General features: G+C 65.2%; 14 protein-coding genes. 13 read left to right on the top strand and 1 reads right to left on the bottom strand.

What is annotated here, in order from left to right:
• The first annotated feature begins 10 nt into the window (after positions 1-10).
• From WA237_RS08835 to WA237_RS08805, 7 genes are all read left to right on the top strand, one after another.
• Positions 11-859 (top strand): FAD binding domain-containing protein, encoded by an 849-nt coding sequence (locus WA237_RS08835; RefSeq protein WP_442970256.1) that lies wholly within the window; start codon positions 11-13, stop codon positions 857-859.
• Positions 852-3593, top strand: coding sequence for a molybdopterin-dependent oxidoreductase (locus tag WA237_RS08830; protein WP_336097389.1), 2742 nt, complete (start codon positions 852-854; stop codon positions 3591-3593). Before WA237_RS08835 ends, WA237_RS08830 begins: the two co-directional genes overlap by 8 nt.
• The gene (locus tag WA237_RS08825; protein WP_336097388.1) at positions 3586-5076 is read left to right on the top strand and encodes a 6-hydroxynicotinate reductase; all 1491 of its coding nucleotides are present in this window, start codon (positions 3586-3588) and stop codon (positions 5074-5076) included. Before WA237_RS08830 ends, WA237_RS08825 begins: the two co-directional genes overlap by 8 nt.
• Positions 5077-5925, top strand: coding sequence for a UPF0280 family protein (locus WA237_RS08820; RefSeq protein ID WP_336097387.1), 849 nt, complete (start codon positions 5077-5079; stop codon positions 5923-5925). It begins immediately after the preceding gene.
• The gene (locus tag WA237_RS08815; protein ID WP_040618592.1) at positions 5912-6493 is read left to right on the top strand and encodes an amino acid synthesis family protein; all 582 of its coding nucleotides are present in this window, start codon (positions 5912-5914) and stop codon (positions 6491-6493) included. Before WA237_RS08820 ends, WA237_RS08815 begins: the two co-directional genes overlap by 14 nt.
• Complete coding sequence (locus WA237_RS08810; protein WP_336097386.1) at positions 6490-7074, top strand: amino acid synthesis family protein; 585 nt, start codon at positions 6490-6492, stop codon at positions 7072-7074. The genes WA237_RS08815 and WA237_RS08810 overlap by 4 nt, the downstream gene beginning before the upstream one ends.
• A gap of 145 nt (positions 7075-7219) precedes the next feature.
• Positions 7220-8035: a ferredoxin--NADP reductase gene (locus WA237_RS08805; RefSeq protein WP_336097385.1), complete on the top strand. Its 816-nt coding sequence runs from the start codon at positions 7220-7222 to the stop codon at positions 8033-8035.
• A gap of 1 nt (position 8036) precedes the next feature.
• Here the strand turns inward: WA237_RS08805 and WA237_RS08800 are convergent, their stop codons facing one another.
• The gene (locus WA237_RS08800; protein WP_336097383.1) at positions 8037-8903 is read right to left on the bottom strand and encodes an FRG domain-containing protein; all 867 of its coding nucleotides are present in this window, start codon (positions 8901-8903) and stop codon (positions 8037-8039) included.
• A 180-nt stretch (positions 8904-9083) separates the two neighbouring features.
• On the opposite strand from WA237_RS08800, the gene WA237_RS08795 reads away from it, so the two are divergent.
• From WA237_RS08795 to WA237_RS08770, 6 genes are all read left to right on the top strand, one after another.
• Entirely contained in the window at positions 9084-10070 is a 987-nt protein-coding gene (locus tag WA237_RS08795) for a TAXI family TRAP transporter solute-binding subunit (protein WP_336097381.1), read from the top strand.
• A 112-nt stretch (positions 10071-10182) separates the two neighbouring features.
• Positions 10183-12111, top strand: a complete 1929-nt coding sequence (locus WA237_RS08790; protein WP_336097380.1) for a TRAP transporter permease — start codon at positions 10183-10185, stop codon at positions 12109-12111.
• Between the two features lie 51 nt (positions 12112-12162).
• Entirely contained in the window at positions 12163-12999 is an 837-nt protein-coding gene (nadC, locus tag WA237_RS08785) for a carboxylating nicotinate-nucleotide diphosphorylase (RefSeq protein ID WP_009814995.1), read from the top strand.
• Positions 13000-13003: 4 nt separating this feature from the next.
• Positions 13004-15064 (top strand): phosphonate metabolism protein/1,5-bisphosphokinase (PRPP-forming) PhnN, encoded by a 2061-nt coding sequence (phnN, locus tag WA237_RS08780; protein WP_336097379.1) that lies wholly within the window; start codon positions 13004-13006, stop codon positions 15062-15064.
• A 154-nt stretch (positions 15065-15218) separates the two neighbouring features.
• Positions 15219-16373 carry an RsmB/NOP family class I SAM-dependent RNA methyltransferase gene (locus WA237_RS08775; RefSeq protein ID WP_336097378.1) on the top strand — a complete coding sequence of 385 codons (1155 nt, stop codon included), beginning with the start codon at positions 15219-15221 and terminating at the stop codon, positions 16371-16373.
• Between the two features lie 200 nt (positions 16374-16573).
• Positions 16574-18808, top strand: coding sequence for an ATP-binding response regulator (locus tag WA237_RS08770; RefSeq protein ID WP_336097472.1), 2235 nt, complete (start codon positions 16574-16576; stop codon positions 18806-18808).
• The last annotated feature ends 2 nt before the right edge of the window (positions 18809-18810 follow it).

Raw genomic sequence — 18810 nt, 5'->3', positions numbered from 1 at the left:
AGTGCCTGACCTGTCTATCCTGTCGCCCGATCGCCTCGAAGATGCGCTGCTCGCCCTGCAGGGCGGGACGATGGATATTTTGGCCGGGGGGACGGATTTCTTTCCGGCGGGCCGGGCGGGGCCGGGGCGCAAGCCCATTCTCGATCTGAGCCAGATTGCCGCGTTGCGGGGGATTGCCCGCGACGGCGCGGGCTGGCGGATCGGGGCGATGACCCGGTGGAGCGATGTCTGGCGGATGGATCTGCCGCCGGCCTTTGCCGGGCTGCGGGCGGCGGCGCGCGAGGTGGGCTCGATCCAGATCCAGAACAGTGGCACGGTGGCGGGCAATATCTGCAACGCCTCGCCTGCGGCGGATGGGATGCCGCCGTTGCTCACCCTTGAGGCCGAGGTCGAGATCGCGGCCCATGGCGCGCGGAGGCGGGTGCCTTTGCAGGAGTTTGTCACCGGTGTGCGCAAGATTGATCTGCGGCCCGGTGAGATGGTCACGTCCCTGCATCTGCCCGCGCTGCCCGAAGGCGCGGTGGGCCGGTTCGAAAAGCTCGGCAGCAGGCGCTATCTGGTGATTTCCATTTCCATGGTCTCGGCGCTGATTGGTGTGACTGAGGGGCGCATCAGCACGGCGCGCGTCGCGGTCGGGGCGGCCTCGCCGGTGGCGCAGCGGCTGCCCGCGCTTGAGGCGGCCTTGACCGGCGTCACGGCGGCGGATCTGGCAACATTCGCGTTTGACGATCCGGCATTTTATCAGCCGCTCAGCCCGATTGACGATGTGCGCGGCAGCGGCGCCTATCGGCGCGAGGCGGTGGCAGAGCTCTGCCGTCGGGCAATTCTCTCTGCCTGCGAGGGGTGTGGCGATGACTGATCCGATCAGCAAGGTGAAACTGGGGTTCACGCTCAATGGCGCGGCGGTCGAGATCGCGCCGGAAGCGGGCGAACGCCTGTCGCAGAGCCTGCGCGAGAGGCTTGGGCGACGCGACGTCAAGATCGGCTGTGACGCGGGCGATTGCGGGGCCTGTTCGGTGCTTATCGAGGGCGAGAACCATTGCGCCTGTCTGGTGGCGGCGCATCAGGTGCAGGGGCTGCGGGTCGAGACGCTCGCCGGTCTGGTCGAGCGCGAGCCGATCACCCAAGCGCTGATGGAGCGGTTCCAGGATCATGGCGCGGCGCAATGCGGGATCTGCACGCCGGGGATGATGGTGTCGGCGACGGCGCTGTTGCGCGAAGAGCCTGCGCCGAGCGACACCCAGATCGAGGATGCGCTGGGCGGGGTTTTGTGCCGCTGTACCGGCTATCGCAAGATCATCGACGCGGTGGCCGGACGCGCGCCACGGCTGGATGGGCGGGCCGAGGTCGGCGGTGCGATCCGGCGGCTCGATGGGTTGGCCAAGGTGCGCGGCGAAGAGCGGTTCGGCGATGATGTGGCGCCGCAAGGCACGCTCGAGCTGGTGGTGATCCGCTCGCCCCATGCGCGGGCCGGGTTTGAATTTGGCGATCTGGAGGCTTGGGCCGCCGCGACGCCGGGGGTGGTAGCGGTGCTCACCGCCGAGGATATTCCCGGCGAGAATTGTTTCGGGGTGATCCCGCCCTTTGCCGATCAGCCGGTCTTTGCCGAAACTGAGGCACGGTTTCGCGGCGAGGCGGTGGCGGCGGTGGTGCTGACACCCGAGGCGCGGCGCGAGTTTGCGCAGGGCGATTTCCCGGTGACTTGGCAGGAGCGCCCGGCGGTGATGGGCGTGGCCGAGGCGCGGGCCGAAGGGGCACCGCAGCTTCATGAGGGGCGTGCGGGCAATCTGATGATCACCGGTTTTGTCGCGCGGGGTGATGCCGAGGCGGCGCTTGGTCGTGCCGAGGTGGTGGTCGAGGGCCGGTTCGAGAGCGGCTTCGTCGAACATGCCTATATCGAGCCGGAGGCGGGGTTTGCCCAGATGGCGGGCGACAAGGTCGAAATCCATGCCTGCACGCAAGCGCCGGTGATGGATCTCGAGGCGCTGGAGATCATTCTCGGGATGGATCGCAGCCGCATTCGCATCGTGCCGACGGGCGTTGGCGGCGGCTTTGGCTCCAAGCTCGATATCTCGGTGCAGCCCTTCCTCGCGCTGGCGGCGCTGAAGACCGGGCAGCCGGTGCGCATCGCCTACAGCCGCACGGAATCGATGCAATCGACCACCAAGCGCCACCCGTCGCAGATCCATCTGCGGATCGGGGCGGATGGCGAGGGGCGGCTCTGTGGCTTTGCCTTTGACGGGGACTTCAACACCGGGGCCTATGCGTCCTGGGGGCCGACTGTGGCCAACCGGGTGCCGGTCCATGCCTCGGGGCCCTATCAGCTTGGCGATTATCGGGCCGAGGCGCGGGGCATTCACACCCATTGCCCGCCCTCGGGGGCGTTTCGCGGCTTTGGCGTGCCGCAGGCGGCGATTGCGCAAGAGAGCCTGTTTGACGAATTGGCGGGCAAGCTCGGGCGTGATCCGCTGGAGTTTCGCATTCAGAACGCGCTGCGCGATGGGGTGCCGACGGTCTGCGGGCAGGTGTTCGGGCAGGGCGTCGGCATCGGCGCCTGTCTCGAGGCGCTGCGCCCGGCCTGGGCCGAGCTGCGCGCCGAGGCGGAGGCGTTCAACCGCGACCAAGCCGGGCCTTTGCGGCGTGGCGTAGGTGTGGCGGCGGGCTGGTACGGCTGTGGCAACACTTCGCTGCCGAACCCGTCGACGATCCGCGCCGGGCTGCGCCCGGATGGGCAGGTGGTGCTGCATCAGGGCGCGATGGATATCGGGCAGGGGGCGAATACGGTCATCTCGCAGGTCTTTGCCAGCGCCTTGGGCCTCGCGGCGGATCGCCTTGTGCTGATCGGGGCGGATACGGATGTGACGCCGGATGCCGGCAAGACCTCGGCCTCGCGTCAGACCTTTGTGTCGGGCAATGCGGCCAAGCTCTGTGGCGCGGCGCTGCGCGGTGAGATCCTGCGCGCGATAAACGCGGGCGAGGGCGCGGTGCTGCGCTTTGAGGCGGGGGCGGTTGTGGCCGAAGAGAACGGGCGGCAGCAGCGGCTCGACCTCGGGGCGCTGCCGGTGGATGATCTGGGCTATGTGATGCGGGCCGAAGAGACCTATGACCCGCCGACCAAGCCGCTCGACGAGAACGGGCAGGGCGAGCCCTATGCCCAGTTCGGCTATGCCGCGCATTTGGCGATGGTCGAGGTGGACACGCGGCTTGGCACCGTGCGGGCGCGGAAATTCGTGGCGGCGCATGATGTCGGGCGGGCGATCAACCCGATGCTGGTCGAAGGCCAGATCGAGGGCGGCATTGCGCAGGGGCTCGGCATGGCGCTGATGGAGGAATACCTGCCGGGGCGGACAGAGAACCTGCATGATTATCTGATCCCGACCATTGGCGACATTCCTCCGGTGCAGTCGCTCATCATCGAAGTGCCGGATGCGCATGGGCCCTATGGGGCCAAGGGGCTTGGCGAACATGTGCTGATCCCGACGGCGCCCGCGCTTCTCAATGCGATTGCCCATGCCACCGGGGTGCGGATGCGGTCGGTGCCGGTGACGCCGTCGAAACTGGCGGCTGCGTTGAAAGGGGACAAGAATGGTTGAGAGCAAGCGTGAGGCGCCGGAGAAAATCCGCTGTGATGCCTGCCCGGTCCTGTGCTTTATCGCCGAAGGGCGGTCGGGGGCCTGTGACCGCTATGGCAATGAGGGCGGCAAGCTCGTCCGGCTCGACCCGTTGACCATCATCGAGAACACGATCGAGAGCGGCGCCAAGGCGGTGCCTTTTCTCAAGGATGGCGATGGTATGGATTGGGATGGCGATCTGGTTCAGTCGCAACGCCCCTTTGTCACGGCGGTGGGCGCCGGCACCACCTATCCCGATTACAAGCCCGCGCCATTTATCGTGAGCCAGGAGGTCAATGGCGCCGATATGGTGACCATCGTGACCGAGGGCATTTTCAGCTATTGCGGCGTCAAGGTGAAGATCGACACGGATCGGTTCATCGGCCATGAGCGCGCGGTGGTGCGCGTCGATGGCGAGCCGGTGGGCCATGTGATGACCAGCGAATACGGCTCGAAAATGCTGTCGCTTGGCGGGGTCGAACATCTCACCGGCGGGTCCAAGAAAGAGGGCCGGGTGACCTGTGACGCGTTGCTCAAACTGTGCAATCGCGAGGCGGTGGAGATGACCATCGACGAAGGCGCGACATTGGTCGTGCAGGCCGGTGAGCCGCCCATCGTCAATGGCGAGCCGGAGCGGCTCATGCGGGTCGGTTGTGGCTCCGCGACCATCGGCATGTTTGCCTCGCAATGGGTCGATCATGTCGATGAGGTGATCGTGGTCGATGACCATATCACGGGGGTTCTGTCAGAGCATCAGGCGGGCAAGATGCTTGACGTGAAGCCGACGGGGATCAAGATCAATGGCCGCCGCTCGACGCCGGGGCGGTATTTTCAAGTGGCCAATCCCGGCACCGGCTGGGGCGGGACGGATATTGACGACCCGCTGACCATTCTCAAGCCAGCCGATGCTAAGCTCGCCTGGGAGGGGCTGCGGCTCTTGATGGTGTCGACCACGGGCGAGCAATATGCCTATTTCGAGCTCGACGCGGCGTTGGAGCCGGTGGCAAAGCCGTTGCCAGAGGCGTTGCAGCAATCGGTCGAGCGGATCGCGGAGAATTGCGAGCCGTCGCTTTGTTCGGTGCTCTTCATGGGCGGCGCGGGCGGGTCGCTGCGCGCGGGCGTCACGGAGAACCCGGTGCGGCTCACCCGGTCGGTGAAACAGTCGCTCACCCATGTCTCCTGTGGCGGGGCCGATGCCTATGTCTGGCCCGGCGGCGGGATCACGGTGATGGCCGATGTGCTCGACATGCCGCCCAACAGTTTCGGCTATGTGCCGACCCCGGCGCTGGTCGCGCCGATCGAGTTCACCATGCGGCTCAGCGATTATATCACGCTCGGCGGTCATGCCGATCATGTGCGCCCGCTCGCCGATGCGATCCCCGAGGGCGCGCGGCGGGTGGCGCGGATTGATCCCGATGCGAACCCGGTGGCGCGGCATAATTTCCGCTGGGACGACGAGGGCTAGGTGGGGGACGCGGCACCAGAGCGGCTGCATCTGCAGCACGGGCCGATTGACCTGTTGATCGAGGCCGAGCCTGCGGCGTTGCGCAAGGCGGCTTTTGCGGCGGCTCAGGGCGTCTTTGAAGGTTTGCTAGAGGCTTTGGTGGATGAGCTGCCGGAATTGCGCCGGGCCGCGCCCATCGCGCCGGTGCAGGGCCCGGTGGCGCAGCGCATGGCCTGCGCCGTGGCCGCGCATGCCGAGCACGGGTTTGTCACGCCAATGGCGGCGGTGGCAGGGGCGGTGGCCGATGAGGTGCTCGATGCGATGCGCCATGCCGCGCCGCTCAGCCGGGCCTTTGTCAACAATGGCGGCGATATTGCGCTGGGCCTCACGGAAGGTCAGCGCTACCGCGTGGCGATCAGCAGCCGCGAGGGGCGTATCCTTGGCCATGTCTCGGTGCGCGGCGGCGATGGGGTCGGCGGTATCGCCACCAGCGGCCAGGGCGGGCGCAGCCTGTCGTGCGGCATTGCCGAGAGCGTGACGGTGCTGGCGGCGACGGCGGCGGATGCGGATGTGGCGGCGACGCTGATTGCCAATGCGGTCGATCTGCCGCAGCATCCGCGGATCAGCCGCGCCCCGGCCTGTGATCTCGCGCCTGACAGTGATCTCGGCGCGCGGCTTGTGGTCACCGGGGTGCCGCGCCTGTCGGGTGATGAGATCGAGATGGCGCTGGCCGAGGGGGCCAAGCGGGCCGAGCGTATGCTGGCCGAGGGTCGGATCAAGGGCGCGATGCTGTGTTTGCAAGGGCAGGCACGGGTCATCGGGTCCGGTGCAATTGCAGAATTGGAGGGGCATGCAGATGTCGATGCTTAAGATACGCAAGACCATGGTTGTGGTCGAGGAAATCCACCATGAGGGCGGGCCGGTGGCGGACACGCCTTTGTTGCGCGGGGCGGCGCTGGCGGTGGTGAAGAACCCCTATGCCGGGCGCTATGAGCCGGATATTCAGCCCTTTATGGACGATCTTCGCCCGCTGGGTCTGCAACTGGCGGAACGGCTCGCCGAGGCGCTTGGCGGGGCGGAGGCCATCGAGGGCTATGGCAAGGCGTCGGTGGTGGGCGAGGGCGGTGAGCTTGAGCATGGCGCGCTCTGGCATGCGCCGGGGGGCTATGCGATGCGCGAGGTCCTGGGCGGGGCCAAGGCGATTGTGCCCTCGTCGAAAAAGCTCGGCGGGCCGGGGGTGCGGATCGACGTGCCGATCACCCATATCGACGCGAGCTATGTGCGCAGCCATTTCGACAGTATGGAGCTCGGGCTCAACGATGCGCCGCGTGCCGATGAAATGCTGGTGGCGCTGGTGATGACCACCGGGCCGCGTATTCACGCGCGGGCGGGCGGGCTCGCCGCGTCGGAGATCAAGGGAGAGGATGGATTGCGATGAAAGCCAAGATCAGGAAAACGGCCGTTTTTGTCGAAGAGACCCATATAGAGGGCGGGCGCGAGATCAGCCCCGCCACCCGCAAGGCGGTGGCGGCGGCGGTGATCGAGAACCCCTATGCCGGGGAATATGTCGAGGATCTGAGCCTTCTGATGGAGGTGGGCGAGGAGCTTGGCGCGCTTCTGGGCGAGAAATGCGTCAAGGCGCTCGGCATTCGGCCAGAGCAGGCCGAGAGCTATGGCAAGGCGGCGATGGTGGGCGAAAACGGCGAGCTGGAACATGCCGCGGCGATCCTGCATCCCAAGATGGGCGCGCCGCTGCGCAAGGCGGTCGAGAAGGGCGCGGCGCTGGTGCCCTCGTCCAAGAAGCGGGGCGGCATGGGGCAGGATCTCGACGTGTCGTTGGGACATAAGGATGCGGCCTATGTGCGGAGCCATTTCGACGGGATCGAAATCCGCATCAGCGATGCGCCGCGGGCCAATGAAATCCTCGTGGCGATTGCGGTGACCGATAGTGGTCGGCCGCTGCCGCGGGTGGGTGGGCTCACCGCCGGGGAGGCCGAGGGTAAGGACGGGTTGCGTTAAGCCCCAAGTGACCGTCACAGCGAAAGGCGCGTTCCCACCGGGGCGCGCCTTTTGCGTTCGGGGGAGGCGGCCGGAGTTGACAGGGGGTGTGGGGCTTGATAGTCATTAGTAGGCTAACAAATAATCAAGCCGGAAAGCGTCAGACATGGATGAGATTGCCCAGCCTGTGAAGCCCCAAGACTTTGCCATTCCCGCCGGTGTCTTTGCCGAGACGGTGACCGAGGTGCGGCATTACACCGATCACCTCTTTCGGTTTCGCATCACCCGGCCTGCGAGTTTCCGGTTCCGGTCGGGCGAGTTTGTGATGATCGGTCTGCCCAATGCGGAAAAGCCGGTGTTTCGCGCCTATTCCATCGCCAGCCCGTCCTGGGATGAGGAGATCGAGTTTTTCTCGATCAAAGTGCCCGATGGGCCGCTGACCCAGCATCTTCAGAAGCTGCGAGAGGGCGATACGGTGCTGATGCGGCGCAAGCCGACGGGGACGCTGGTCAATGATGCGCTCTTGCCGGGCAAGCGGCTCTATATGTTCTCGACCGGCACCGGGATCGCGCCTTTTGCGTCGCTCATTCGCGACCCGGAGACCTATGAGAAATTCGATGAGGTGATCCTCACCCATACCTGTCGGCAAGTGGCCGAGCTGCGCTATGGGCAGGAGTTGGTGGCGGCGCTGCAAGACGATCCCCTGGTGGGCGAGATGGCGCGGGCGCAGCTGCGGCATTATTGCTCTGTGACGCGCGAGGTGTTTCCGGTGACGGGGCGGATCACCGATCTCATGGAAAGTGGGAAGATCTTCGAGGATCTCGGCGTGCCGCCGATTGCGCCCGAGACGGATCGCGGCATGATCTGCGGTTCGATGATGATGCTGCGCGACACCAAGGCGCAGCTCGAGGCGTTCGGGCTTGAGGAGGGGGCGAATAACAAGCCCGCGACCTTTGTGGTGGAACGGGCCTTTGTAGACTAGGCTATTCCTGCGGCGGGCGCGGGTAATATTGACGGCTCAGCCAGGCGCAGAGCCCGTCGAGCCCCGGAAAGAGCACCCGTTCGGTGATGTTCGACTGGTCGAGCTTGTCGCGGATTTCCCATTTGAGTTCCGCCGGGATCACCACTTTTTGCCAGATGTTGGGATTGTCGCAGAGCCAGCTGTCGAGGCTTCCGGCCTCGCCGATCTGCACCGAGAAACAGGCGTATTGGTTGACGATCCGGGCGCTGAGCGAGGGCGGTTCAAAGAAGAGGACCTGCCCGGCGGTGTTGCGCTGCGGGGCGCTGAGTTCCTCGAAACTGGCGATCTCTTCCGAGAGCATTTCATCGGTGAAGACATGCGCGCCCTGCGCCCGCAGCAGACCCCGGAGATTGTCGGAGAGAAGATCATGGGCGCGGTGGCTGTCGACCATCCAGATGGCGCCATCGCGGTCGAATTCCTGGAAATCCCAACAGGCGAAATGGGCGGCGATGAGCGGCGAATAGGTCCAGTCCAAGAGCCGCGTCGGCAGCCCGTGGTGCTGGGCCAGCGCGATCCAGTGCCAGAAGTTCGACGGCTCATGCTCGTTCGGTTCGAGATGGGAGCGGGCGTATTTCTTGAAATTGCGCAGCAGGTGTTTTTCCAGCACCACCTGCCGCCCGTCATGGCGCGAGAGCCCCGAGGACAGCGGCACATCGGCGCGGGAATGGCCGCGAAAGAGATGATGCGAGCGGTGGCGTAACATGCGCGGGTTCCACGCATCCTCGAGCAAGACCTCCTGCAACTCGCCCCAAGAGCCGATACGCCTTGTGCGGGCGTCCAAGACGGTTTCTATGCCGGTGGGATCGGTGGGCGAAAAGCGGTCGGTCATGACATCTCCCTCTGGGTCGGGGTGACATTCCGGTTCTGGCGTGCCGGGATTGTCATCCGTATAGAATAATCGCGTGGTAGCGCAGGAAAATCACAAAAATGTTGACTCGCGAGTACAGTCGTTCGTAGGCTAACAATAATAACAATAAAATAATCGTCTTTCCAACAGGAGACCAACCCCATGACCAAGCTTGTCTTACAGAGAGTTGCCGCCGCTGCGGTGGCGACGCTTCTCGGATCCGGGGCCGCCATGGCCGCGAGCAACATCACCCTTTGCGGCGGCAGTCCCGGCGGGCTCTGGTCGCTGTTGGGGGCGGGGCTCGACAAGGCGGTGCGCCAGATCGAGCCGGAGAGCACGGTGACCTATCAGACCTCGAGCGGCGGCTTTGCCAATATCGTGCAGCTCAAACAGGGCAAATGCGATGTGGCCATCGTCCATATCGGCGAGGTGGTGATCGCGGCGCGGGGCGACGAACCCTTCAAAGAGCCGACCACCGGCGTGGCGGCGATCTCGCTGCTCTATGATTGGGCGCCGATGCAATGGGTGACCGACAAGGCCTTTGCCGAGGAAAACAACATCTCGTCCATCGCCGATCTTGCCGGGTTTACCGGCAAATATGATCTCGTGGTGAACCGGCGTGGCATCCTGCCGTCGATTCTGGCGGAAAAAGCGCTCGAGCTTGCGGGATCGAGCTTTGAGCAGATCGAGGCCAATGGCGGCAGCGTGCAGTTTCAGGGGTCGAAAACGGCCTCGGAAGTGATGCAGGACGGCAAGGCCGACACCTGGGTCAACGCCACTTTCGTCGGCAGCGGGTCGATCAAATCCATCGCCGAGGCGCGCGAACTTACGCTGCTGTCGGTGCCTGATGATGTGATCGCCAAGATGCAGGAAGATTTCGGCTCCAAGGTCGTGACCATCCCGGCGGGGGCCTATGATTGGCTCGACAAGGAGGTGAAGACCTTTGGCGCGCAGGCCGCTCTGATCGCGGCGGAAGATGCCGATCCGGCCATGGTCGCGCTGCTGGCGCGGGCGATCTATGAGCACCCGGAGGAAATTCAGGGCGTTCACAAGGCGATGGGGGCATTTGACGGCGCGCTCGGCGCGTCGATCTCGCAGTTCGGCTATCACCCGGCAGCGGCCGAAGTGATCAAGGGCGCAGGTCTTTGATACGGGCTCTCGCGGCGCGACGCTCAACTCGCGCCGCGAGACCACAGCTCTGAACCCCCTGACGCGAAATCCCTGACGCGATTGCTCTCCTTTTGAAAGGCGCTGGCTGGCCATGAGACCGGTATTTCTCAACATGATGTTTTCGACCGGGTGCCGGCGCAGCATTTCAGGGCCGCTCTACTGGCCGATCCGCCTCTATACGGCGCTGTTCACGATCTGGGTTCTTTGGGCTGCGACGCTGGCCCGGGTGGATGCGCTGTCGCTGACGGTGATCTTTCTGAGCCTGATCTATGTGCCGGCCTTTATCCTGATCGGGGCAGGGCGCGGTTCCGACCCGGAACGATCGAGCCCCTTTGACTGGTTTCTGTCGGCTCTGGCGGCGGCCTGCGCGGTCTATTTCATCTTTCACATCCCCGAGACCGCGATGCGGATCAGCCTGCTCGATGAGCTGCGCATGGATCAGTTCATCATGGCGGGGCTGTTGATCCTGCTCACGCTCGAGATCACCCGGCGCACGGTGGGCATGTTCCTGACGCTGATCGTGATCGGGTTTATCCTCTATAACCTCTGGGGGCATCTCATTCCCGGGCAGATGGGGCATGGGCTCATCACGTTGGGCCATTTCATCGATATCAATGTCTATACGACCGATGGTCTCTTCGGGGTGCCGGTGCGGGTGGCGGCGACCTATGCTTTTCTCTTCGTGATGTTCGGCACGTTCCTCGAAAAAGCCAAGGGCGGCGAGTTCTTCTTTAACCTCGCGGCGGCGGTGTCGGGACGGTCGGTGGGCGGCCCGGCCAAGATCGCGGTGTCGTCCTCGGCGCTGTTTGGCACGATGTCGGGCAGTCCGACCTCGGATGTGGTGGCGACCGGGTCGATCACCATCCCGATGATGCGGCGGCTGGGCTATCGGCCCGAGCTGGCGGCGGGGATCGAAGTGGCGGCCTCGACCGGGGGCAGCCTCTTGCCGCCGGTGATGGGATCGGCGGCCTTCATCATGGCCGAGCTTACCGGCATTGGCTATGGCAGCATCGTGCTCGCCGCGATCCTGCCGGCGCTTCTCTACTACCTCGGGATTTTCATTCAGGTGCATCTGCGCTCTGTCGCGCTCAACCTCGCGCCGTTGGAGCGCGACGCGGTGCCGACGCTGCGCGAGACGTTGCGGCGGGGCGGGCATTTCCTGCTACCGCTCGCGGGCCTCGTGGTGCTCTTGGTGATGGGCTATTCGCCGACCATGGTCGCGGCCTTCAGCGCGCTGGCGGTCTGGGCCGTGTCCTATCTGCGGCGCGACACGCGGCTGGGTCTGCGCGCGACGCTTGAGGCGCTGTCTGACACGGCGATCCGGATGCTGGGCGTGACCGGGGCCTGTGCGGCGGCGGGGCTGGTGATCGGCGGCATCACCATGACCGGGCTGGCGTCGAAATTCTCATTTGTGGCCTTTGCGCTGGCGGGCGACAACGTCGTGCTGGCGCTGCTTCTGAGCGCGGCGGTGACGATCATTCTCGGGCTCGGCATGCCGACGCCCAGCGCCTATGTGCTGGCGGCGGTGCTTGTCGGGCCGACGCTGGTCAATGACTATGGGTTTCAGGAGCTGAACGCGCATCTCTTCCTGCTCTATTTCGCGGTGATGTCGGCGATGACGCCACCGGTGGCGGTGGCGGCCTATGCGGCGGCGGCGATATCGCTGGCCAATCCGTTGCGGATTGCGGTGATCGCGATGCGGTTCTCGATCGTGGCCTTTCTGGTGCCCTTCATGTTCGTGATCAACCCGCTGATGCTCAGCCCCTTTGCGAGCTTTGAGGCCTTTGCCACCAGCCTCGCGGCGGTGCTGGCCTGTATCCTCATCGCCTTTGGCAGCGAATGGCACGGGGCGGGCAGGACCGCGCCGCTGGTGCGGCTGGCCATGTTTGGCGCGGCCTTTCTGCTCGCGGTGCCGCTACTCTGGCCCAAGCTGTTGGGCGCGGTGCTTGGCGCGGCGCTCTTGATCTATTGCCTGCGCGTGTTTCGTCAGATGAGCCCCGGCGCGGCGACCCAACCGTAACCTTTTACTTTTCGGCCCAGAGGGCCACCTGATCATCGAAAGGATCACCCAATGTTGCTGGATCTTCGCAAAATCAACCAGTTGATCGACCTCTGGCTAGATGAAGACGTGAATTACTATGACCTGACGGCCAAGATCATGGTGGATGATGATGCGGTGGCCAAGTTCGGCATGAACGCGCGCGAGCCGATCACCCTCTCGGGGATCAAGATCGCCGAGATGATCTTTCGCAAGATGGACCCGGAATGCACCTTCGAGAGCAAGCGCCGCGATGGCGACAAGATCGACACTGGCGAGACATTCGCGGTGATCACCGGCAATGCGCAGGCGCTCTTGACGGCCGAGCGGGTGGCGCTCAACCTCGTGCAGCGGATGTGCGGGATTGCCGGGCTGACGGCGCAATATGTCCAGGAAATCGAGGGCACCAAGGCGATCCTGCTCGACAGTCGCAAGACGACACCGGGGCTGCGCATGCTCGAGAAATACGCGGTGACCTGTGGCGGTGGGCGCAGTCACCGGCTCGGCCTCGACAATGGGATCATGCTCAAGGACAACCATATCGCGGTGGCGGGCGGCATTCGCGCCGCGGTCGAGCGGGCCAAGGCCTATGCGCCAATGCTCACCAAGATCGAGGTGGAATGTGACCGGCTCGATCAGGTGGATGAGGCGCTGGCGGCCGGGGTCGATGTGATCATGCTCGACAATATGAGCAATGATGACATGCGCGAAGCGGTCAAGATCGTCGGCGGGCGCATTCCCCTCGAATGTTCGGGCGGTGTGCGGCTCGACACGATCCGGGGCAAGGCCGAAACCGGCGTCGATTATGTCTCGGTCGGGCGGATCACCCAATCGGCCACCTGCGTTGATATCGGGCTCGATGACGTCTGAGGCGATGACCCCCAAAGGCGTGGCCACAGCGCGGGGCACGCTCTTTGTCATTGTCGGCCCGAGCGGCGTCGGCAAGGACACGTTGATCGATGGCGCGCGCGCGGCGCTCGGGCAGAGCCATTGGTTCCGCTTTGTGCGCCGGGTCATCACGCGGCCCGCCGACAGCGGCGGCGAAGAACATATCGCGATCAGCGAGGCGGATTTCGACGCCGCCCTGGCGGCGGGGCGTTTCTTTCACCATTGGCGCGCCCATGGGCTTGGCTATGGCGTGCCGGCGGATGTGGCCGGGGATCTGGCGGCCGGGGTGAATGTGGTGCTCAACGGCTCGCGTGCCGAGGTGGCGGCGCTGCGTGAGAAATATCCACGGACGGTGACCATTCAGGTGACGGCCTCGCGCGCGGCGGTCGAGGCGCGGCTTCGGGCGCGGGGGCGCGAGGATGAGGCGCAGATCGCCAAGCGGCTCGACCGGCTGAGCGAAACCGGGCTGGTCGAGGGCACGCTTGAGCTGCGCAATGAAGGGCCGGTGGCCGATGGGGTCGCGGCGCTGGTCGATCTGATTGCCGGGTCTTGCGATCTCTGCGCCACCGCGCAGGGGCTCGACATGGATTTCGCGATGGGGGCCGTGTGTCTCGTCCATCGCGACAACCCGGTGGCGGCGCGGCTCTTGGCCGGGAGCACGCGGGTGGCGGTGTCCTTTGAGGGGGCGGAGGTGGTGGCCGATCTGGGGTGGACCTCGGATAGCACCCTCGTCGGGCGCGATGCGCTGGCGCTTTCGTCGGCGGCGATGGAGAAGCTCGGGCTCGCGGGCGGGGAATGTCTGCGCATCGTGCGATCGCCCACACCGCAGAGCCGTGAGGTGCTGCAGCGCAAGATCCGCGGCGGCACGCTCTCGGCGCCCGAAATCACCGGCTTTGTCGATGATCTGGTCAACGGGCGGTTCAGCCCGCCAGAGGTCGCGGGGTTTCTGGTGACAGCCTCGACCAATCTGGCGCTCGATGAGATCATCGCCCTGACCAAGGCCCGTGCCAGCCATGCGCGGCGGCAGCGCTGGGCCGCGGATGTGGTGGTGGACAAGCATTCCATGGGCGGCATTCCGGGCAATCGGATCACCCCAATCGTCATTCCCATCGTGGCGACACACGGGCTGACCATGCCGAAAACCTCGTCGCGGGCGATCACCTCGGCGGCGGGCACCGCGGATATGATGGAGGTCATGGCGCGGGTGGATCTCGGCCCGGAAGAGTTTCGCAAGGTGGTCGAGGCGACCGGCGGTGCAATCTGCTGGAACGGGCGGCTGACGCATTCACCGGTGGATGATGTGATGAACGCGATCAACCGGCCGCTTGGGCTGTCGTCGGCGCTGCTCGACGTGTCGTCGATCCTGTCGAAGAAGCTGGCGGCGGGGTCGAGCCATGTGCTCATCGATCTGCCGCTGGGACCGCAGGCCAAGACCCGCACAGAGGAGGAGGCCGCGCATCTCAAATCGCTCTTTGAGAGCGTGGGCGAGGGCGTCGGCCTGTCGGTGCGGGTGAATATTGCCGATGGGTCGCGGCCCATCGGGCGCGGTGTTGGCCCGCTTCTTGAAGTAATCGACGTGCTCGATGTGTTGCGCTCGGACCCGGATGCGCCACAGGATCTGGCCGAGAAGGCGGTGGATTATGCGGCGCAGATCCTCGAATGGGCGGGCGGTGTCGAGGCCGGGCAAGGGGCCGCGCGGGCGCGGGCGCTGATCGCGAGCGGCGCGGCGCTGGCCAAGCTCGAAGAGATCGCCCAGCATCAGGGCGCCCATGAATATGCGCGCAGCCCGGGAAGTTTCACGGCGTTGGTCACGGCGCCTGAGGCGGGTCGCATAGCCTCGGCCGATATTCGCACCATCGCCTCTGTGGCGCGTCGGGCGGGCGCGCCGCGCGACAAGGCGGCGGGCGTCGTGGTTTTGTCGCAGGTGGGGGCGCAGGTCGACAAGGGGCAGCCCTTGCTGCGCATTCACGCCTCGAGCGGGCAGGCGCTGGCCGCCGCGCAGGAGGTTCTGGCGGGAGGTGCGATGCCCTTTGCCATCTCGCCCTGATCGGGCCGGTTGCAGCGCCGGTCCGGATGCGCCATGTAGCGGGCAAGACGCAGGTGGCGAGAGGGCGGCGACAGATGGCGAAGAGAGCATGTATCACGGTGGGTTTGGGCCAGGGGGCCTGGAACCGCTCCGCCATCCTTTGCGGGGCGCGCGCATGACCCCGGCTGCGCGCTATCAGACCGCCGCCGAAATCCTCGATGAGATCTTGGGCGGTGTGGCCGCCGAAAAGGCGCTCACCAACTGGGCGCGGCGGGCGCGGTTTGCCGGCTCCAAGGACCGGGCGGCGGTGCGCGACCATGTGTTTGACGTGCTGCGTCAGCGGCAAAGCTGTGCGGCGCGGGGTGGGCTGGATGGTCGGGGGCTCATCCTCGGGCTGCTGCGCGGTGATGGCATCGATCCCGACACGGTGTTCACGGGCGATGGCTATGGGCCGGCGGTGCTCAGCGAGGCCGAGCGTGAGGCGGGGGAGGCGGGCGATGTGCTCGATCTGCCGGCTTGGATCGTGGCCCCGATGCGTGCGGCGCTGGGCGAAGATTTCGACAGGACCGAACGTACCCTGCGCGAGCGTGCGCCGGTGATGTTGCGGGTCAATCTGGCCAAGAGCGATCCGGCGGCGGCGCGGGCGGCGCTGGCCGATGAGAGCGTGACCGCAGAGCCGGTCGCGGGCAGCGCCACGGCGCTTGTGGTCACCGAGGGCGCGCGGCGCATCCGGCTTGGCCGTGCCTATCTCGACGGGCTGGTCGAACTGCAGGATGGATCGAGCCAGGCGGCCGTGGCGGCGCTGGCCGGGCGGGCCCCGGCGCGGGTTCTCGACTATTGCGCCGGGGGCGGCGGCAAGAGCCTCGCGCTGGCGGCGCTCTGCTCGGCAGAGATCTATGCCCATGACGCCGATCCGGCCCGCATGTCCGACCTGCCAGAGCGCGCGGCGCGGGCCGGGGCCGACATCATCCGGCTTGATCGCGAGGAGATTGCCGGGCACGCGCCCTATGATCTGGTGATCTGTGACGTGCCCTGTTCGGGCAGCGGCACCTGGCGGCGCACCCCGGAGATGAAATGGCGGTTCTCCGAAGCCGATCTCGCGGCGCTGGTTCAAACCCAGGCGGAAATCCTCGACGAGGCCGCAGCCCATGTCGCGCCGGGCGGGTATCTTGCCTATATGACCTGTTCGATCTTGGCCGAAGAAAACGAGGCGCAGAGTGAAGGCTTTGGCGCGCGGCATCCGGGGTTTGCGCTGCGGGGCACGCGGCGCTGGCCGGTATCCGCCTCGGGCGATGGATTTTTTCTGGCACAATTTGAACGTGTGTCGTAGCCTCGGGGGGATTTTACGGGCACTGCGTTCAAGTTAATCCTGATTTAATAATTTCGGCCCAGATTGGGTGGGGTACCCCACGTTTCAAAGGCCATGACGTGACAGTTTCAGACCCAAGCTTTTCGTCGCTGCGACGGCTCTCGAGCCAGCTTCGCCCGCATGCCACGCTGGTGTTTCTGGCGGCGGGGCTCTTTGCCGCGATGGCCTTTATCGTCCCCGATACTATGGCGCAGGTGACCTTGGGGCTGATTTCCATAGGGCTCTTGGTTGCGGCGACGGGCCTCTTGGCGGGGGCGTTTTTCGACCATTTCGAGCGGCGCCGGCTGCTCCGGTCGATCGAAATGGTCACGGCCCAGGATTTTGCGGCCTGTATCGTGACCGGGGCCGAAGGCGAGATCCGCTTTCGCAATGCCGCGGCAGAGCGCGAATTTCCTGCCATGCTCTCGGGCAATCTCGGTCAGCTGTTGCAGGACAGCGTGGCCAATCCCGGTACGCTTTTGTTTCGGCTCGAGGGGCGGGCGGATCGAGTGGGCGCCGCGCATGAAGATGTGCTGACCCGGCGCGGTCATATCCGGATCTCGGTCCATCGCGCCGATGAGGGGCTCTATCTTTGGCGCATCGAAAAGGCCGCGGATATGGTGCCCCGCCGCGCCGATCCGATGCCGCTTCCGATGATCACCGTCGGGCGTAACGACGCGGTTTTGTTCATGAATCAGGCGGCGCGTGACCTGATCGGCGAACGTGCGAGAACGCTTGATCGGATCTGTCCACGTCTGCCGATTCGTTCGGGTCTCGTGAATGACGTGGCCACCCGCGATGGCGTCTATGGCTGTCTCGCGGTCGAGCTTGACGGCGTCGCGGGCCGGCGCGAGATTTTTCTGATCCCCGGCATTGCCGCCACCGAACGCCAGCCGGATGGCTGGGCCTTTTTCGACGAAATGCCCGTGCCCTTGCTCAAACTCTCGGCTGAGGGGATTGTGCAGCTGTCAAACCGGCCGGCGCGTGATCTTCTGGGGGCGGATCTCTGCCATGGCCGCCCGCTTGGAGAGATGCTCGAAGGGCTGGGGCGGCCGATCCGGGATTGGATCGGCGATGCGGCGGCCGGACGGGGCACGGTGCATTCCGAATTCCTCCGGGTGCGCCGCGACGATGCGGAAACCTTTGTTCAGGTGACCCTGAACCGCGCCCGCGAAGAGGGCGAAACGATCCTGATCGCGGTGATGAATGACGCGACCGAGCTGAAATCCTTGGAGGCTCAGTTCGTTCAAAGCCAGAAAATGCAGGCCATTGGTCAACTGGCCAGCGGGGTGGCGCATGATTTCAACAACCTGCTGACCGCGATCACCGGTCATTGCGATCTCTTGCTGTTGCGCCATGACCAACATGACAGCGATTTCAGTGATTTGCAGCAGATCAACCAGAATGCCAATCGCGCGGCCGTTCTGGTCAACCAGCTGCTGGCCTATTCCCGCAAACAGACGCTCACCCCCGAAATCATGGATCTGCGCGACACGCTCGCGGATCTGACCCATCTGCTCAACCGGCTGGTGGGGGAACGGATCGACCTGTCGCTCAGCCATGATCCGGAACTGTGGTCGATCCGCGCTGACCGGCGACAGTTTGAACAGGTGCTGATGAACCTCGTCGTCAACGCGCGCGACGCCATGCCGGACGGCGGCGAGGTGCGCATTCGGACCGAGAATCTGGTGCTGGATAGCCCGATGATCCGCGACCGGGCGACTGTTTCGCCGGGTCGCTACGTCAAGGTTTCGGTCGAGGATGAAGGGGTCGGCATCGCGCCGGAAAAGCTCCGCAAAGTGTTTGAGCCCTTCTATACAACCAAACGCGTGGGCGAGGGGACGGGGCTTGGCCTGTCGACAGTCTACGGGATCATCAAGCAAACCGGCGCGTTCATCTTTGTCGACAGTGAGCCCGGACGCGGTGCCTGTTTCTTCATGCTATTCGCGGCCTTCGATCGCGAAATTCGCCCGCAAGTCGAACGGTTTGCCCCGCTCGAGCTCGGCGCGCCGGTGGAGGGCTGTGTTCTGCTTGTCGAGGATGAGGCGCCGGTCCGGGCCTTTGCGTCGCGGGCGATGCAGCTGCGCGGGCTGACCGTGGTCGAGGCCGAATCGGCGGAAGAGGCGCTCGAACTCTTAGCGGATGAAGACCTTGCCGTAGATGTCTTTGTCACCGATGTGGTGATGCCGGGCATGGATGGCCCGAGTTGGGTGCGCAAGGCGCTTGAGCAGCGGCCAGATGTGCGGACGATCTTCATGTCCGGATATGCGCAGGAAGATTTTTCGGACGCGCGTAGCGCCATTCCCAGGTCGACCTTCCTGTCGAAACCTTTTTCCCTCACGGAACTGACCGAGGCGGTGCAGCAGCAGATCGTGAATGAAACGGCGTCAGTCGCCGAAGAGAGGCCGCTTCCTTAGCG

Source organism: Roseovarius sp. CH_XMU1461, from assembly GCF_037027165.1.
GTDB lineage: Bacteria > Pseudomonadota > Alphaproteobacteria > Rhodobacterales > Rhodobacteraceae > Roseovarius > Roseovarius nubinhibens.
The sequence above is the reverse complement of the archived record's forward strand: the minus strand, read 5'-3'. Positions and strand labels throughout refer to the sequence as shown.

What these genes read in the sequence shown, in the direction of transcription:
- WA237_RS08805 (WP_336097385.1), top strand. Translation starts at nt 7,220, where the DNA reads ATGGATGAGATTGCCCAGCCTGTGAAGCCCCAAGACTTTGCCATTCCC.
- WA237_RS08815 (WP_040618592.1), top strand. Translation starts at nt 5,912, where the DNA reads ATGTCGATGCTTAAGATACGCAAGACCATGGTTGTGGTCGAGGAAATC.
- WA237_RS08825 (WP_336097388.1), top strand. Translation starts at nt 3,586, where the DNA reads ATGGTTGAGAGCAAGCGTGAGGCGCCGGAGAAAATCCGCTGTGATGCC.
- WA237_RS08830 (WP_336097389.1), top strand. Translation starts at nt 852, where the DNA reads ATGACTGATCCGATCAGCAAGGTGAAACTGGGGTTCACGCTCAATGGC.
- WA237_RS08795 (WP_336097381.1), top strand. Translation starts at nt 9,084, where the DNA reads ATGACCAAGCTTGTCTTACAGAGAGTTGCCGCCGCTGCGGTGGCGACG.
- WA237_RS08775 (WP_336097378.1), top strand. Translation starts at nt 15,219, where the DNA reads ATGACCCCGGCTGCGCGCTATCAGACCGCCGCCGAAATCCTCGATGAG.
- phnN (WP_336097379.1), top strand. Translation starts at nt 13,004, where the DNA reads ATGACCCCCAAAGGCGTGGCCACAGCGCGGGGCACGCTCTTTGTCATT.
- WA237_RS08790 (WP_336097380.1), top strand. Translation starts at nt 10,183, where the DNA reads ATGAGACCGGTATTTCTCAACATGATGTTTTCGACCGGGTGCCGGCGC.
- WA237_RS08810 (WP_336097386.1), top strand. Translation starts at nt 6,490, where the DNA reads ATGAAAGCCAAGATCAGGAAAACGGCCGTTTTTGTCGAAGAGACCCAT.
- WA237_RS08800 (WP_336097383.1), bottom strand. Translation starts at nt 8,903, where the DNA reads ATGACCGACCGCTTTTCGCCCACCGATCCCACCGGCATAGAAACCGTC.
- WA237_RS08770 (WP_336097472.1), top strand. Translation starts at nt 16,574, where the DNA reads ATGGCCTTTATCGTCCCCGATACTATGGCGCAGGTGACCTTGGGGCTG.
- nadC (WP_009814995.1), top strand. Translation starts at nt 12,163, where the DNA reads ATGTTGCTGGATCTTCGCAAAATCAACCAGTTGATCGACCTCTGGCTA.